Below are 15,876 nucleotides of genomic sequence, written 5' to 3' on the forward strand. Positions count from 1 at the left end.
TAATTGGATGCTTTTTTAATCATGGCCCATGAAAAGCCAGAAAACTTAAAATTATTACTGCAACAACTAGATTATACTGAGCACGCCTTTTTTATTCACATAGATAAAAAAAGTAAGCTAACGAAAGAACTGATTAATTCTTGGAAGATGAAGAGTCCAATTACTTTTGTTGAAAATAGAAATGTTATTTGGGGAGCGTATTCTCAGATTGAGGCGGAGATACTACTTTTAGAAGAGGCGGTAAAAGGAAACTTTAATTATTATCATTTGTTATCAGGGATTGATTTTCCGATAAAAAGTAATGAAGCAATGCAAGCTTTTTTGAAGAAAAATGATGGTAAAGAATTTGTCCAATTCCAAAAAGAAATAATTAACGAGAAAAATTTAAAACGTGTAAAATACTACTATTTTTTACAGGAATATACTGGTAAAAAAAAGAATTTTTTTTGGGCAGTTCAAAAAATCAGCATTATTTTACAAAAAATAATTGCTATTGATCGCACAAAAAAAAGTACGTACTTTAAAGAATTTCAAATGGGTGCTAATTGGTTTTCTATTACAAATGAATTAGCTCATTATGTAGTGCAAAAAAAATCAGAAATTGAACAGACCTTCAAATTTACTCAGAATGGTGATGAGCTATTTTTACAAACGATTATTTTAAATTCACCTTTTCGAAAAAGTTTATATCACTTGGAATTTGATAATTCAACAGATTCCAATTTACGGTATGTATCTTGGGAAAATGATACACCAAAAGTTTTAACCGAAATTGATTTTCAACGATTAAAATCGGGTAACGAATTTTTTGCTAGAAAATTTGATGATCAAATAAGTAAAGCTTTGTTAAATAAAATAAAAAAATTAATAAATTAGACTAAGTACAATCTATAAACTGGTAAATAAAAAATTCTAACGACAAAAATCGTTAGAATTTTTTGTTAGATAAATTTAAGTTACTTTACAAAAGTTACCTATTTAAATCATTTTTGATTTGAGTTGTTGATATTTCAGGTGTTCGTGGTAGGTAAATTACTTTTGCATTCGATTCTTCTTGAACAAAATCAAATTTTCCAGTCCAATCATCGCCCATGACAAAATAATCCACGTGGAATTCATTTACGTCAGAAACCTTTTGTTCCCAATTTTCTTCAGGAATAACTAAGTCAACATAGCGGATGGATTCTAATAATTGTTTTCTCTTCTCATATGAAAAATACGTTTTTTTATGTTTTTCATTCCAATTAAACTCATCAGTCGATAGCCCGACAATTAGATAGTCACCATATTGCTTTGCTCTTTTTAAAAGATTGATGTGTCCATAGTGCAATAAGTCAAATGTTCCATAAGTAATTACTCTTTTCATGTTTTTCTCCCTCGATTAAAGTATAAATGATTGGCTTATACTTTAAATGTCTTATTAAAAAATTCTACTTCAAATGTATATTTAAAACAAATAATTATTATTTATGTTGAAAAAACGTCATTTTAAAATTGATTATATCACTTGGATCAAGCGATAAATCAAATAAAAAATTCAAAAAATGAAAAACGCTGTAATTTATTCCTATCAATTTTAGCATTTATTTGCTAAAATTGATAGGAATTCTTAATGTGAAGAGAGGAAGTTATCGTTGGTTGATAATAAAAAGATTCTGATTACTGGTGGCGCTGGTTTTATAGGCTCCACGTTAGCCAATTTTTTAAATGAAAACAATACTGTAACTGTTATTGATGATCTATCGATGGGTAAAAAAGAGAATATAGATCAAACGATTAATTTCATTGAAGGATCGGTAACAGACCAAAGAGTGATGAAAAATATTCTATCAAAAGAGCAATTTGATTATATATTTCACTTAGCTGCTATTGCTAGTGTCGCTGATTCAGTTGAACGGCCGATTGAAACTCATAAAGTAAATTTTGATAGTGTATTATTATTATTAGAATTGATTAGAGAGTATCAACATAATTTAAAAAGATTGGTTTTTAGTTCATCTGCAGCAGTCTATGGAAACGAGCCAACACTACCTAAAAAGGAAGAATCGATTATTCGTCCGCTGACGCCATATGCGGTTGATAAATTTGCAGCAGAGCAATATGTTTTAAATTACCAACATTTATACAATGTGCCCACAAGTGCGGTTAGATTTTTTAATGTTTACGGTCCAAATCAGAATCCTGATTCGCCTTATAGTGGTGTCATTTCGATTGTAGTTGATTGTTATAAAAAAATGTTGGCAAATGAACCAGCTGAGTTTACATTATTTGGTGATGGACAACAGTCGAGAGATTTTATTTATGTTGATGATGTTGTTCAAGCATTATTATTAGTTGCCGAATCAGCTGAGGCTTTAGGAACACAATTTAATGTTGGTTTAGGCAAAGAAATATCACTAAATAAATTGATTACAGTCATGGATGGGCTATTAAAATTGCAATTACCAGTTAAAAATCTATCAGAACGTGAAGGAGACATTAAAGTTTCGGTTGCTGATAATTCAAAACTAAAAGATTTAGGTTTTAAAGAAAAATACGATGTTCAAACTGGTTTAAAAAAATATTTAACGTACGAAAAACTACTTTAAGTCAGTTAAAAAGCTGGCTTTTTTGATTTAGGGTAGTATTTTTTTGGGGTTTCTTGTATTCTAGATAGTGGTTTTTTAAAAGAGGAGAAGCAGATGAATAAAGATAAAGTAGCCGTTTTAATTCCTTGTTATAATGAAGCATTAACGATAAAAAAAGTAATCAATGATTTTCAGTTAGTATTGCCTGAAGCAGAAATTTACGTTTATGATAATAATTCAACCGATAATACATTCGATATTGCTGTGGTAGAAGGGGTAAATGTGAAAAAAGAACCTCGTCAAGGAAAAGGCAATGTGATTCGCCAAATGTTTTTTGACATTGACGCAGATTATTATTTAATGGTGGATGGAGACGATACTTATCCTGCTGAAGCAAGTCAATTATTATTAGAAGAATTACGATCGGGAAAAGCTGATATGGTTATCGGCGATCGCTTATCAAATGGGACTTATTTTGAAGAAAATAAACGATCATTCCATGATTTTGGCAATAATTTAGTAAAGGGTACTATAAACTTTTTATATAAATCTAAAGTTAGTGATGTGATGACTGGTTATCGTGGCTTCAATCGCATTTTTGTCAAAAGTTTTCCTGTAATGAGTGCAGGTTTTCAAATTGAGACGGAGTTTACGATTCACGCACTAGACAAACGCTTTAAGTTGGTGGAAATTCCAATTGATTATCGTGATCGACCTGAAGGAAGTGAATCAAAATTAAATACCATTACTGATGGTACAAAAGTAATCTTTACTATTTTTAAAATGTGTAAAGATTATAAACCGATGTTTTTCTTTTCAATTTTTGCATCCATTTTTTTTATTTTGGCTTTAATTGTAGGAATTCCAGTCATTATTGAGTTTTTTACAACTGGTTTTATTACAAAATTACCCTCAGCGGTGTTGGCTTCAGGTTTAATGACGTTTGTGTTATTGCTATTAACAACTGGTTTTATTTTAGATACGGTTGTTACAGATGATAAAAAGCAATATGAGTTAAATTTATATAGAGTTTATAATGAGGAAAAAAATGATGAAAAATAAAATGAGAGGAATTATTATATTTGTTGGGTTAATTGCTATTTTTTTTAGTAGCCTTTTGTTAGTATACACTATCCCCAACTCAGCTGTTGAGAAAAACATTGAGAAAAGTAGTGTAGTTTTTGAAGCTGAGGGTAATTATCCGGTTTTAAATTTTGGCGATAAAAGTGCATCGCAACTTGACAATTTTACCGATAGTCTGATGATAAAAGGAGCTTCTAAAGGGAATAAGGGTGTCGTGTATGAGAGTATGGATAATTCGGATTATCCTAGATATTGGCACGGTTATTTAATTTTTCTACGTCCATTGTTAGTATTTTTTAGTTACGGATCAATTCGGCAATTGTATGGTTTGGTTCTCGCTGTCTTGATCGGCTTGAATTGCCTTCTTCTAGCAAAAAAATTGAACATTTTCTTTGCTTTCTCTTTTTTAGTTACACTTTTTATGGCAAGATTTTATACATTCTTTGTTAGTATGCAGTTTTCAAATGTTTTTATTATACTAATGTTGTGCAACATATTCTTGTTAACTAGAAAAGAAAAATATTTTTCAAACTACGGGAACATTTTAATTACTTGTTTAAGTATCGGAATGATCACCAATTTCTTTGACCTATTGACTGTTCCTTTGATTACTTTGGCAGAACCGCTTATTCTGTATTTGTGTCTCAAAAATAAATATATTGCACATACTGACTTTTTTACGAATGCCTTAGAAATTGTCACAAATTCAATAGTATGGATGGTAGGTTATACGGTTACTTGGTTTTCAAAATGGATATTGGCTAGTTTTATTTTGAAAAGAAACATTATCAAAGAATCGCTACATCGGATTTTATTTAGAACTGAAGGTAGTGCTGACTATCCTATTGACCGTGCATTTATGTTGAAAGGTAATACTTCTAACTTTTTTAGCAATTTTAATATAGTAATTTTACTCTTACTAGTTTTAGCTGCAATCATTTATTTCATAAAAACTAAACACATGCCTTTTTCTAAAAAAATGTGGCCGATACTTCTACTGATTGCTTATCCGTATATATGGTATATGATTGTCGTAAACCATTCACAGATTCATTCTTTTTTTACGTATAGATTACAAATCATCTCCGTATTTAGTTTGTTATCCTTTATTTCGATGCAATTTGTCACAGTAAAAAAAATTAGAAGGTAATAAAATTACTAGTTTTCTTTAACTTTTAAATTTCTCGTTTCCCTCCTCCTGACTTTCATGTATAATGGTATCCGTTATAACATGGAGTAAGGAGGAGTTGCTTTGTCTGAGGAAAATAAAAACTCAGGAGAAAGTTCTTTTAAAGATCAGATTATGCGCTCATTAGATGAGAGCCGTAAAAAAAGAGGACAAGATGACGCAACAGATTCAACAAGAAAAGTTTCCTTATCTTCTGATAAAATAAGAGAAAGCCGATTTCGCGGTAGAATTAGCACAGCTAGCAACAAAGAAAATGAAAAAACTGTTCAGAAAATTGAACATTCACCGAGAATCGAAAAAATAAATCATCAGGTTGAAGAGCAAGAGCAGGCTGAAAAACGTTCTACTGATTTTTACGAGAAGATGTTAGAAAAAGCAGAGCAAGAAAAAAGTGACAGGAAAAAGAACCGCAAAAAAGATTTAGAACCTACTGTATTTAGAAAGATTAATCAGAAGTTCGATTCTTTGCAGGAAGAAAACCTACCTAAGAAGCGGTCAGCAAGTGAGGAGAACAATTTGAAGAAAACGAGACGACGCAAAGAAGATCGCGTAGTTCGTAAAATCGTGTATGTATTAACGATTGCAATGTTAATTATCGCTGGAATTGTTGTGATTTCTGGCTACAATTATGTTAGTGCAGGCTTGAAGCCTCTAGATACGAATGATAGTAAGTTGGTCCAAGTTCAAGTACCAAGTGGTTCATCGAATCGTCAAATTGGAGAAATTTTACAGCGAGATGAAGTTATTCGAAGTGGTCTAATTTTTAACTTCTATACAAAATTTAAAAACTTAACCAATTTTCAATCAGGTTATTATCATTTTTCAGCTGATATGAGCTTAGATAAGATTAGTAAAGAGTTGCAGCAAGGTGGTAGTGCTGAACCGTTAGATGATGCTACTAAGCTGACAATTCCGGAAGGTTACGATGTGGATCAGATTGGTACCTTGATCGCGAAGAAATCTGATTTCAAAAAAGATGATTTCATTAGTTTAATGCAAGATCAAGATTTCTTCTCTGAATTAGAGGCTGCTTATCCAAATCTTTTAACAGATGCTGGAACGGCTACGGATGTTCGTTATCGTTTGGAAGGCTATTTATTCCCAGCGACGTATAATGTTCACAGCGATACAACATTGAAAGACTTAGTCTATCAAATGGTTGATGCGACGAATAATATTTTAAGCCCATATTATAGCCAAATTACTGAAAAAGGCTTAAATGTTCAAGAAGTAATGACTCTAGCATCGTTAGTGGAAAAAGAAGGGGTAACTGAGTCTGATCGTAAGAACATCGCTCAAGTCTTCTTTAACCGAATTGATGCCGGTATGGCCTTACAGTCAGATATTTCAATTCTTTATGCTCTTGGTGAGCACAAAGAAAATGTGACTTACAAAGATACTGAAGTGGATTCACCGTATAACTTGTATGTAAACTTAGGCTATGGTCCAGGACCATTTGATAATCCAAGTGAGCAAGCAATTCAGGCAGTCTTAAATCCGACAGCAAATGATTACTATTATTTTGTTGCAGATACTTCAACCGGTAAAGTTTATTACGCTGAAACGTATGACGAACATTTGGCTTTAGTAGAAAAATATGTAAATAACTAAGAAACAATTTACAACTGAAGAATAACGTGGTAATCTTTTGAGGATTATACTTCAAAAGATTACCTTTTTGTAATTTTTTGTATGAAGGAGATTTTTAAATGGTAGAAAAAACATACCCGATGACTCATGAGGGAAAAGCAAAGTTAGAAGAAGAGTTAGAACAATTAAAGACTGTGAAACGTGGAGAAATTATCGAACGAATTAAAATTGCTAGAAGTTTCGGTGATTTATCGGAAAACTCCGAATATGAATCTGCTAAAGATGAACAAGCATTTGTTGAAGGACGTATCAATACATTAGAGAATATGATTCGTTTTGCTGAAATTATCGATAATGATAACGTTGATAACGATGTCATCTCTATCGGAAAAACAGTGACATTCATTGAATTACCCGATGGCGATGAAGAACAATATACCATCGTTGGGAAAGCAGAAGCTAATCCATTAACAGGTAAAATTTCAAACGACTCACCGATTGCTCAAGCATTAATTGGTAAAAAAGTTGGTGACAGTGTTGCTATTAGTACGCCTGGTGGCGATATGCAAGTGAAGATTGAAAAAGTAGAACAAATTTAAGCTGAGGCATTTGCCTTAGCTTTATTTTTTGGCTGATATCCTTCTTAGGTCCCATAGTAATTTTAAATTTTTAACAGTAATATATAATTAAGAAACTTTCAGAAAGGATGATTGGGTGAAAAATCCTTGGCGCTTCTTTTTATTGATAGAAGCATTATTAGCGATTCTTCTACTTTGGCAATTAGCATCAAATACCGCTGTTTTAGTGATGTTTATTTTTGGTGTTTTAAATATTTATTGGGCTTTAAGAAAAAATCGCAAGCGACGATTCCAACTAATTTTGGGATCGGTTATTTTAGCTTTATGTTTAGTCAATTCACCAGCTACTTGGGCAATGTTGATATTTGGTGTATCTTTTATTTTCTTAAAAGGGGCAGAAATTGCTGGTGTTAATTTTTCTAGTTATTTTTCAAAAAATAAAAAAGCCATCATAATGGTTGAAGCTGTTGAGCCCACCGGTCATCATGGAGAAAAGAAGAAACAAAATTGGATGGGCAGCGAAAGAATCGGCAATGAAATATTTGAATGGGATGATATTAACCTGTCCGTATTTGCTGGTGATACCATTATTGATTTAGGAAATACATTATTACCAAAAGAAGACAATGTAGTTCTGATTCGAAAAGGCTTTGGGCGAACACGTATCATAGTGCCAGATGGAGTCGGAATTATGTTAGAACATGCAAGTATTTACGGAAAAATTGAATTTGATCACGAGGAAACATTACTTAAGAATGAATCGATTAAAATTTATAGTGAAGACTATGATCAAACACCTCGTCGCTTAAAATTAGTCACCAACACATTATTTGGAGATGTTGAGGTGATACGTGCATGACAGGAAAATATGGTAAGCTACAACTTGCCTTTTATTCTGGATTAACGACTTTTTTGATTATTATTACGACTCTTTTTCTATATATGTATGCAATTGGTCGTAAGCAACTAATTGCCCAATTGTTTTCAGCTAGAATTTTCTATTTACCTATTTTCTTTCACCTAATAGTTATTTCGCTGACAGCAGGAATTGTAGTGTACGGGATTATTACTTTTATCCAAAAAAGGCAGATTGGTCGCGTTGCAGAAAAACTGGAACGATTAGCATCAGGAGATTATGACCATCCTTTATTAGATCGACAGTTGGGACAAAGTCATGAATTAGAAAATATTAATCAGGATATAAAAACTTTACAAAAAAAATTAGTATCAGTCAGTCGTGAGCTACAGCAATTAAGTAGTCAGCCACAACTATTTGATGGTTTGACAAAAGAAAAAATTCTGGAAGAAGAACGGCATCGTTTGGCCCGAGAATTACACGATTCCGTATCGCAACAGCTTTTTGCAGCGATGATGATGCTGTCTGCACTAAATGAACAAGCGCAAGTTGCTAAAGAATTAGAAATTTACAAAAAACCGCTAGCGACTGTGGTAGATATTATCAATGCTGCTCAATCTGAAATGCGGGCATTATTGTTACATTTACGACCAGTAAATCTTGAAGGCAAAAGCTTAAAACAAGGTATTGAGCAATTATTGAGAGAATTACAAACGAAGATTTCAATTAAATTAAATTGGAATATTGAAGATTTGAAAGTCACCTCAGGGATAGAAGATCAGATTTTCAGAGTAGTCCAAGAAATTTTGTCTAATACATTACGTCATGCCAAAGCCAGCGAGTTAGAAGTCTATTTGAAAATTGTCGGACCAACTTTAATTTTACGGGTTGTTGATGATGGAGTAGGTTTTGACCCTGAAGACGATCATGCTGGAAGCTATGGATTAAGAAATATTCGTGAACGAATAGCAAGTATTGGTGGTTCTACCAAAATTATAAGTTTTAAAGATCAAGGAACCAGTGTTGAAATAAAAGTACCGATTGTGAAGGAGGCAGAAGATGATACGAGTGTTGTTAGTGGATGATCATGAGATGGTGCGCTTAGGAGTGTCTTCATACTTATCGATTCAAAATGATATTGAAGTTGTTGGTGAAGCTGAAAATGGGGAAGATGGCTATCTTAAAGCCATGGATTTGAAACCTGATGTAATTTTAATGGATTTAGTGATGGAAGTGATGGATGGAATTGAATCCACTAAGAAGATTCTGGCTGATTGGCCAGAAGCCAAGATATTAATTGTGACTAGTTTCATTGATGATGAAAAAGTTTATCCTGCAATTGAAGCTGGCGCATCTGGCTATTTATTAAAAACTTCAACAGCTCATGAAATTGCAGATGCAATCCGAGCAACTTTTCAAGGTGAACGAGTTTTAGAACCAGAAGTGACAACTAAAATGATGGAACAAATGTCCAATCGCAATCGACGCTTTTTACATCAAGAATTAACGAACCGCGAAGAAGAAATTCTAATGCTTATTTCTCAAGGGATGAGCAATCAAGAAATCGCAGATGAATTGTTTATTACTCTCAAGACAGTTAAAACCCACGTTTCAAATATTTTAGCAAAGTTAGAAGTCGAAGATCGAACACAAGCAGCCATTTATGCTTTTAAACATGGGTTGATAAAATAGAGAGTTCTCTATTTTATCGACTCTTTCTTTTTGTTATACTAAGTAAAGCATAAAGGAGACTAACAAACATGAAACGTAGTTTTGCAATTGTAGGTTTGGGCCGTTTTGGTGGCAGTATTTGTCGGACCTTGGTAGAATCAGGGCAAGAAGTCCTAGCTATTGATAACAATGAAGATCGAGTAAATGAATATATGAACATTGCTACACACGCTGTTGTAGCTAATGCACAGGATGAAATGACGTTGCGGTCGTTAGGTATTCGCAATTTTGATTATGTCATTGTGGCGATTGGTGAAGATATTCAAGCAAGTATCTTAGTTACTTTGATGGTTAAAGAAATGGGTGTACCAACAGTTTTAGCAAAAGCACAGAACGAATACCATGCGCGAGTCTTAGAAAAAATTGGTGCGGATCGGGTCGTCCATCCAGAAAGAGATATGGGGAATCGAATTGCCCATAATTTGGTATCTCGAAATATTTTGGATTATTTGGAGTTGTCAGATGAATATTCTTTGGCTGAGATCGTGGTAACCAATCGTAAATTCTATGGGAAAACCATCCAGGAATTGGATTTTCGCCAACGCTTTGATTTAAATATAGTTGCAATTAGACGAGTTGGAAAGAAAGAGCCGATTGTTACACCAACAGCTGATGAAGTTGTTTTACAAGACGATCATCTTGTTGTAATAGGTAAGGACGTTAGCATTGATTATTTAGATGAAAAAATGAATGGATAGGAGTTCTTACAAATGAAATTAACAATTACACCGAAAGCTTTAAATTGGTTCAAATCAGAAATTGAAGTAGCAGATGGTCAAGGTATTAGATTTTTTGGTAAAGTATACGGAAGTACACAAGTTCATGAAGGTTTTTCGGTTGGAATGTCTGTGGACACACCAGAAAATATTTTAGCTGAGACAACAGAAGACGGATTACTATTTTTTGCCGATGAAGCAGATGAATGGTTTTTTAAAGGCTATGACTTAGTAGTTGACTATGATGAAAAATTAGATGAACCGAAATATGAGTTCAACGAAGCATAAAGGGTGAGAACATGATATCAGTAATTATTCCTTGTTTTAATGAAGAGGAAGCGATTCCTCTTTTTTTTGCGGAGATGGAAAAAATAAAATCACAAACAGGTCATTCGATTGAGTATATATTTGTCAATGATGGCTCTAAGGATCATACGCTTTTAGTTATGCGTAATTTGGCCCGCAAATATGAGTATGTTCGCTATCTGTCTTTTTCTAGAAATTTTGGGAAAGAAGCTGCTTTATATGCCGGCTTACAAAATGCGCAGGGTGATTTAGTGACTGTGATGGATGTGGATTTACAAGATCCTCCAGAATTATTGCCTGAAATGGTGAAAATGATTGAATCATCTGATATAGATTGTGTTGGTACTCGGAGAGGTGATCGAAGTGGAGAACCGCCGATTCGCAGTTTTTTTGCTAAGAAGTTTTATCAGCTGATTAATAAAATAAGCGATACTGAAATGGTCGATGGTGCTAGAGACTATCGCTTAATGACACGGCAGATGGTAACTGCTGTTTTAGAATTAACTGAATACAATCGTTTTTCTAAAGGATTATTTAGCTGGGTGGGTTTCAAAACGGAATATCTGTCATTTGAAAATAGAGAACGCTCGGCTGGCGAAACTACTTGGTCTTTTTGGAAATTATTTAACTATTCAATTGATGGCATTGTCAATTTTTCAGATGCTCCTTTAAACATTGCTTCATTTGTGGGTGCATTTTCCTGCTTTGTTTCAATTATCGCGATGATTTTTATTGTAGTAAGAGCAGTTTTATACGGTGATCCGACTGCAGGATGGCCTTCGATGGTGTCAATCTTTTTATTTATTGGTGGCTTACAATTGCTTTGCTTGGGAATTATCGGCAAGTATATCGGGAAAATATTTTTGGAAACAAAAAAACGCCCCGTCTATATCGTAAAGGAAACAGAAAAAGACTTGAATTAATTGGATATTTCGTGAAATAAATAATGAGTAAAGCACTTATACTCGTCAGAGTGTGTATCTATTACTTAGTCGTTGCCGTTTTGTTTGAGCTATCAAGTTTATATTTTATACAAACATTTTTCTATCCAATGTAACAGTAGAAATTATTGAGTTAATATTCAAGTAACTAGTACAACTGGACTAATTAGGTTCGGTTGTTTTTTTGCTTTTTAAACTATTATTAAAGTTTTTCTGACCTGTCATTATTGGCTTAAGATATGTTATAGTATAACCTGATTTAATTGCAAAATTTATAAATTGATTTGGAGTTTTAGACTGAGATGATAGAAAAAAAAGTTCGGAAATATCCTTTTATAACAATATTAATTGCCAGCTTATTTATGGTGTTACAGCGAGTTTTGACTTCGGCTACGGTCATTCCGAGTTTTAGTGGAAATCCTGATCGCTTTTATCTTTATCAAACAATTTATTGTATCTTTTTTATTGGTTTAAATTTAATCCCACTTTATTTTGGCTACTATCAGAAAAAAATCCGTAAAACTTCTTTGGTTCATCGATTAAGTCGTTATTTATTACTTTATATAGTAATGGCTTTATCCTCAAATTTATTTTTCATGGCGTTAAGAGGGTCATTTGACATTAAAAACTATTGGATGATTTTATTTCCCATTAGTCAAAATTATTTTCAATACGCGGTAGCGTGTGTCTTATTATTGCTGGCCTTACCTTACTTAGTTGATTATTTAGATAAAATAAACGAAACGTTATTCAAACGCGGGATGATCGTTGCGACAATTGCCTTGATTGGTCTACCTACTTTATTTAGTAATGATTTATGGAACTTTGGTCTTCGCGGTGAAAATATTTTATGGTTACTTTATCTCGTTATTTTAGGCTATACGTTTCAACGCTTTGATATAATTAAAAAAATAAATCATCCGAAACGTCATTTGTTTTTTAGCTTGGCTGCGATGATTGGTTCTGTTTTTCTGATGGCACAAGTCTCCTTGGCGGTCCATAATGACGGCTCAAGTGCTACGAGATTTGTGGTACCTTATTCCATTTTTGCGATGTATTATACTATAAGTTTATTTGTTAATTTAGAGAAATGGCAAAATAAATCTCAGCATTTTTTTGTTTCTGGGAGATTATTGGCTACGTTCCTGATTGCAATACAAGTTGTTATCAATTGGCGTTTAACTACTTTTAGCGTGGCGACTTATTATCGTGATGCAATGCCTCATTTAAAAATGATGTGGGTTTGGGCTATTTGTTTGTTTACTTTGATGTATTTAACAGCTGTATTAGTTTTTACTATAGCTGGTTATTACTTACAAGGAACACGCCCATTTATATTTTTAGAACAAAAGTTAAGCTTTAGTTCTTTGGCACAGCTAAAAGCCAAAGCTGAAAAATTGATTCATTGGATCGGCGGAAAAAAACGTTTACTATATGTGGTTGGCTTCTTTTATTTGTTTACGATTGGTCAGATGTTTTTACTATCTGGTAACCAGATTGCTGTAAGTGTTTCTAATACAGTCAACGCCTATTTTTATATTCTTTTTCATCGGCAATCAGCAATCCTTTTAAATGTACTTGTTATTGTCCTTTTCTTCTTATTACTTTTTTACGTGACCAATCGTTATTGGTATTCGTTTATTTTTACAATTTTAGCCGATTTGCTAATTACCATCTCTAATTTTCTTAAAATGTCTTTAAGAGAAGAGCCGATTTTACCTTCTGACATGACGATGATTAGTGGCATGAATGAAATTTTAAATTATGTCAATCCGGTTATTATAGTAGCGGCTATCATAATATTAATTGCTTTTGCCTATTCAGCAATCCGCTTAGAACGGCGGGCTAAAAAGATGTACCGCATTAAATTCGGTTGGAAAAATAAACTTATAAAAATAGGTTTGATTTTATTATTCTTTGGCAGTCTTGGTTTTGTAAATCACAAAGATTCGCCGTCGTATCTATTATTTAATTTTTTCAGAATTAATCGTTACTTTTATAATCAAAAATTAGGGGCCCAAATTAACGGTCCGATTCTTCAATTTTTAAATAATGTTGATACGACCGTCATGGATGAACCTGAAGGATATTCAAAAGAAAAAATTGAGGAAATTATGGCGAAATACAATGGCGAGGCAAATCAAATTAACCAAGAAAGACAAAATTGGGCGAATAATCAAACAGTTATTTTTAATTTAAGTGAAAGTTTTAGTGATCCGGCAAGGGTGCCAAATATTGAAGTAGATGGTAATCCAATCAAATATATTTTGAATATGAAGAAGAAAACCACCAGTGGTTTGATGCTGTCAAATGGATACGGTGGGGGAACTGCTAATATGGAATGGGCCTCACTGACAAGTTTAGATATTAGTAATTTATCGCCCACTTTACCGACACCGTATACACAATTAGTTGAAAAACAAAAGAGTGCGCCCAATATTACTAATTTATTTGATGAAAGTGTTGCAATTCATCCTTACGTGGCAACTCTGTATAATCGAATTGGCGTTTATCAAAAATTTGGTTTTGATAAATTTTATTACGAAGGTGCTACTGAAAATAAACTTAAATTCATGGAGACGATCGATAATAGCCCTTACGTTTCCGATGAATCAGCTTATAAAGACACGTTAGAAGTCTTGAATGGTAATCTTTCAACTTCACAATTTATTCAGTTGTCTACCATGCAAAATCATATGCCGTATGAGCAAGATTATTATGAAGCCAATGATTATTCTTTCATTGGGCCAGCTGTGATTGATAGCCGTAAAAATGAGTTAAATACTTATATGCAAGGAATCCATTACACTGATGAAGCAGTCAAAGGATTTATTAAAGCAATTGATCAAATTCAAAAACCAATTACTTTCGTTTTTTATGGCGATCATTTGCCATCGCTTTATAGTGGAAATAATATGGCAACTTACGGTTTAGAACAACACGAAACTGATTTCTTTATTTACAATAACAAATATAGTCGTGAACAAAATAAGAAATTAGCAAATAAAATTGTATCACCGTATAATTTCTCTGCTCTAGCTTTAGAGCAAGCAGGGATAAAAGTGACGCCTTATTATGCTTTGATCACTGAGCTAACTAATCAAGTGTTGCCTTCAACAACAGATCCAGCCGCCAGCGTTTCAAACAACTATAACGGTGAGAAAGTTTTTATTACCAAGAATAATAAAATTTTAGCAGAAAAAGATTTGTCTAAAAAACAACGAGATATTTTAAGGGATTACACCCTGATTGAATATGATTTAACTGCCGGTAATCAATACAGTGCTGCTTGGGCAGAACAAAAAGTTAATCAATAAAAAATGGTTCACTCTGCATGAGAGTGAACCATTTTTTAATATCCTTTTTTCAAACTGACTTGGTTTTTAGCTAAACTACCATCTTTAACAAAGCTGGTTAGGTTTGGCAAGAAAATCTGCATTAACTTTGTTTGAAAATGTTTTGTTAAGCCTGAAATGTGAGGAGTAATTAAAAGATTATCTAATTCCCATAAAGGGCTATCTGCTGGCAACGGTTCTGCTTCAAAAACATCTAAAGCGGCAAAAGCAATGGTCTTATTTTGTAGAGTTTCTGTGAGTTCACGTGTATGAACAGTATCACCACGGCCAACATTTATAAAAATTGCTGAAGGTTTCATTTGACTAAATAAATCGTTATTAAAGATATGGAAAGTATCATCTGTGCCTGGTAAAATTCCAACCACAATATCCATTGTTTGTATAATTTTCGCAAGATTTTTCATGGAATACGTTTCGATAAAGCCATCCACGGTATGTCCTGTTGTATTAATTCCAAAAGGATTGACTCCTAAACTGACTACTGATTTTGCTAACTTTTCTCCAATATGTCCGGTACCGATCACTAGCATGTTCTTTCCAGATAGTTGATCGTAATGAATATCATCAGTATCCCAAGTGTGAGCAAGCTGATTTTTCTGAGCGGTATTTAAGCCACGATAATAGGAAAGAATTACTCCAATCACGTGTTCAGAGATTGAAATACTATGAAGACCGCTGGCATTGGTTAAAAGAATACCTTTCTTCTCAAACTCTTTCAGTGGTAAATAGTCTACACCGGCTGAAATAGCTTGAACCCACTTCAACGGTGAAAGTGCTAATAGTTGTTGTTCATTCTTTTTATCCCAACCAACCGAGATTTCAACAAATTCTAAGTCTTCATCTATTAAAGTTGTTTTGACACGATATTCAGTTGCACTAGCTTTAATTTTTTCAATAAACTCTGCTCGATAGTTTCCTTGGATAAAAATTATTGGTTTTGTCATTTCACTATCACCTCGAAGA

Annotated in this window: 15 protein-coding genes; 13 read left to right on the forward strand and 2 right to left on the reverse strand. The window is 33.2% G+C overall.

From position 1 onward, the window contains the following. The first annotated feature begins 3 nt into the window (after positions 1-3). Complete coding sequence (locus tag KUA55_RS04170) at positions 4-876, forward strand: beta-1,6-N-acetylglucosaminyltransferase (protein ID WP_246601395.1); 873 nt, start codon at positions 4-6, stop codon at positions 874-876. Positions 877-970: 94 nt separating this feature from the next. Here the strand turns inward: KUA55_RS04170 and tagD are convergent, their stop codons facing one another. After that, positions 971-1,366, reverse strand: coding sequence for a glycerol-3-phosphate cytidylyltransferase (gene tagD, locus KUA55_RS04175; RefSeq protein WP_218324930.1), 396 nt, complete (start codon positions 1,364-1,366; stop codon positions 971-973). 268 nt (positions 1,367-1,634) lie between these two features. On the opposite strand from tagD, the gene KUA55_RS04180 reads away from it, so the two are divergent. The 12 genes from KUA55_RS04180 (at position 1,635) to KUA55_RS04235 (ending at position 14,874) form a co-directional block, all read left to right on the forward strand. Next, positions 1,635-2,588: an NAD-dependent epimerase/dehydratase family protein gene (locus tag KUA55_RS04180; RefSeq protein WP_246601396.1), complete on the forward strand. Its 954-nt coding sequence runs from the start codon at positions 1,635-1,637 to the stop codon at positions 2,586-2,588. A gap of 93 nt (positions 2,589-2,681) precedes the next feature. Further along, the gene (locus KUA55_RS04185) at positions 2,682-3,629 is read left to right on the forward strand and encodes a glycosyltransferase family 2 protein (protein ID WP_218324931.1); all 948 of its coding nucleotides are present in this window, start codon (positions 2,682-2,684) and stop codon (positions 3,627-3,629) included. After that, positions 3,616-4,800, forward strand: coding sequence for a hypothetical protein (locus KUA55_RS04190; RefSeq protein WP_218324932.1), 1,185 nt, complete (start codon positions 3,616-3,618; stop codon positions 4,798-4,800). Before KUA55_RS04185 ends, KUA55_RS04190 begins: the two co-directional genes overlap by 14 nt. 402 nt (positions 4,801-5,202) lie before the next feature. Beyond that, positions 5,203-6,450, forward strand: a complete 1,248-nt coding sequence (mltG, locus tag KUA55_RS04195) for an endolytic transglycosylase MltG (RefSeq protein ID WP_425514600.1) — start codon at positions 5,203-5,205, stop codon at positions 6,448-6,450. Between the two features lie 98 nt (positions 6,451-6,548). Continuing rightward, positions 6,549-7,028: a transcription elongation factor GreA gene (greA, locus tag KUA55_RS04200; protein ID WP_218324933.1), complete on the forward strand. Its 480-nt coding sequence runs from the start codon at positions 6,549-6,551 to the stop codon at positions 7,026-7,028. Between the two features lie 115 nt (positions 7,029-7,143). Beyond that, a complete protein-coding gene (liaF, locus tag KUA55_RS04205) occupies positions 7,144-7,866 on the forward strand; it encodes a cell wall-active antibiotics response protein LiaF (protein WP_218324934.1) in 723 nt (240 codons plus the stop codon). Then, on the forward strand, positions 7,863-8,948 hold the full coding sequence (locus tag KUA55_RS04210; protein ID WP_218324935.1) for a sensor histidine kinase: 1,086 nt from the start codon (positions 7,863-7,865) through the stop codon (positions 8,946-8,948). The genes liaF and KUA55_RS04210 overlap by 4 nt, the downstream gene beginning before the upstream one ends. Next, positions 8,923-9,555 carry a response regulator transcription factor gene (locus KUA55_RS04215; RefSeq protein WP_218324936.1) on the forward strand — a complete coding sequence of 211 codons (633 nt, stop codon included), beginning with the start codon at positions 8,923-8,925 and terminating at the stop codon, positions 9,553-9,555. Before KUA55_RS04210 ends, KUA55_RS04215 begins: the two co-directional genes overlap by 26 nt. A gap of 68 nt (positions 9,556-9,623) precedes the next feature. Further along, the gene (locus KUA55_RS04220) at positions 9,624-10,292 is read left to right on the forward strand and encodes a potassium channel family protein (protein WP_218324937.1); all 669 of its coding nucleotides are present in this window, start codon (positions 9,624-9,626) and stop codon (positions 10,290-10,292) included. A gap of 12 nt (positions 10,293-10,304) precedes the next feature. Next, positions 10,305-10,598, forward strand: a complete 294-nt coding sequence (locus KUA55_RS04225; RefSeq protein WP_218324938.1) for a HesB/YadR/YfhF family protein — start codon at positions 10,305-10,307, stop codon at positions 10,596-10,598. An 11-nt stretch (positions 10,599-10,609) separates the two neighbouring features. Beyond that, positions 10,610-11,539, forward strand: a complete 930-nt coding sequence (locus KUA55_RS04230) for a glycosyltransferase family 2 protein (RefSeq protein ID WP_218324939.1) — start codon at positions 10,610-10,612, stop codon at positions 11,537-11,539. A gap of 320 nt (positions 11,540-11,859) precedes the next feature. Further along, positions 11,860-14,874, forward strand: a complete 3,015-nt coding sequence (locus KUA55_RS04235; RefSeq protein WP_218324940.1) for an LTA synthase family protein — start codon at positions 11,860-11,862, stop codon at positions 14,872-14,874. A gap of 35 nt (positions 14,875-14,909) precedes the next feature. On the opposite strand, the gene KUA55_RS04240 is transcribed toward KUA55_RS04235, so the two are convergent. After that, the gene (locus KUA55_RS04240) at positions 14,910-15,857 is read right to left on the reverse strand and encodes a phosphoglycerate dehydrogenase (RefSeq protein WP_218324941.1); all 948 of its coding nucleotides are present in this window, start codon (positions 15,855-15,857) and stop codon (positions 14,910-14,912) included. Positions 15,858-15,876 lie beyond the last annotated feature (19 nt).

It is taken from the genome of Enterococcus alishanensis, assembly GCF_019218635.1.
In the GTDB taxonomy this organism is placed as follows: domain Bacteria; phylum Bacillota; class Bacilli; order Lactobacillales; family Enterococcaceae; genus Enterococcus_A; species Enterococcus_A alishanensis.

Excerpts from the sequence above, each read along its gene's own strand:
- greA (WP_218324933.1), top strand. The coding sequence starts at position 6,549 with ATGGTAGAAAAAACATACCCGATGACTCATGAGGGAAAAGCAAAGTTA.
- KUA55_RS04215 (WP_218324936.1), top strand. The coding sequence starts at position 8,923 with ATGATACGAGTGTTGTTAGTGGATGATCATGAGATGGTGCGCTTAGGA.
- KUA55_RS04225 (WP_218324938.1), top strand. The coding sequence starts at position 10,305 with ATGAAATTAACAATTACACCGAAAGCTTTAAATTGGTTCAAATCAGAA.
- KUA55_RS04230 (WP_218324939.1), top strand. The coding sequence starts at position 10,610 with ATGATATCAGTAATTATTCCTTGTTTTAATGAAGAGGAAGCGATTCCT.
- KUA55_RS04235 (WP_218324940.1), top strand. The coding sequence starts at position 11,860 with ATGATAGAAAAAAAAGTTCGGAAATATCCTTTTATAACAATATTAATT.
- mltG (WP_425514600.1), top strand. The coding sequence starts at position 5,203 with ATGTTAGAAAAAGCAGAGCAAGAAAAAAGTGACAGGAAAAAGAACCGC.
- tagD (WP_218324930.1), bottom strand. The coding sequence starts at position 1,366 with ATGAAAAGAGTAATTACTTATGGAACATTTGACTTATTGCACTATGGA.
- KUA55_RS04220 (WP_218324937.1), top strand. The coding sequence starts at position 9,624 with ATGAAACGTAGTTTTGCAATTGTAGGTTTGGGCCGTTTTGGTGGCAGT.
- KUA55_RS04210 (WP_218324935.1), top strand. The coding sequence starts at position 7,863 with ATGACAGGAAAATATGGTAAGCTACAACTTGCCTTTTATTCTGGATTA.
- KUA55_RS04240 (WP_218324941.1), bottom strand. The coding sequence starts at position 15,857 with ATGACAAAACCAATAATTTTTATCCAAGGAAACTATCGAGCAGAGTTT.
- KUA55_RS04190 (WP_218324932.1), top strand. The coding sequence starts at position 3,616 with ATGATGAAAAATAAAATGAGAGGAATTATTATATTTGTTGGGTTAATT.
- KUA55_RS04185 (WP_218324931.1), top strand. The coding sequence starts at position 2,682 with ATGAATAAAGATAAAGTAGCCGTTTTAATTCCTTGTTATAATGAAGCA.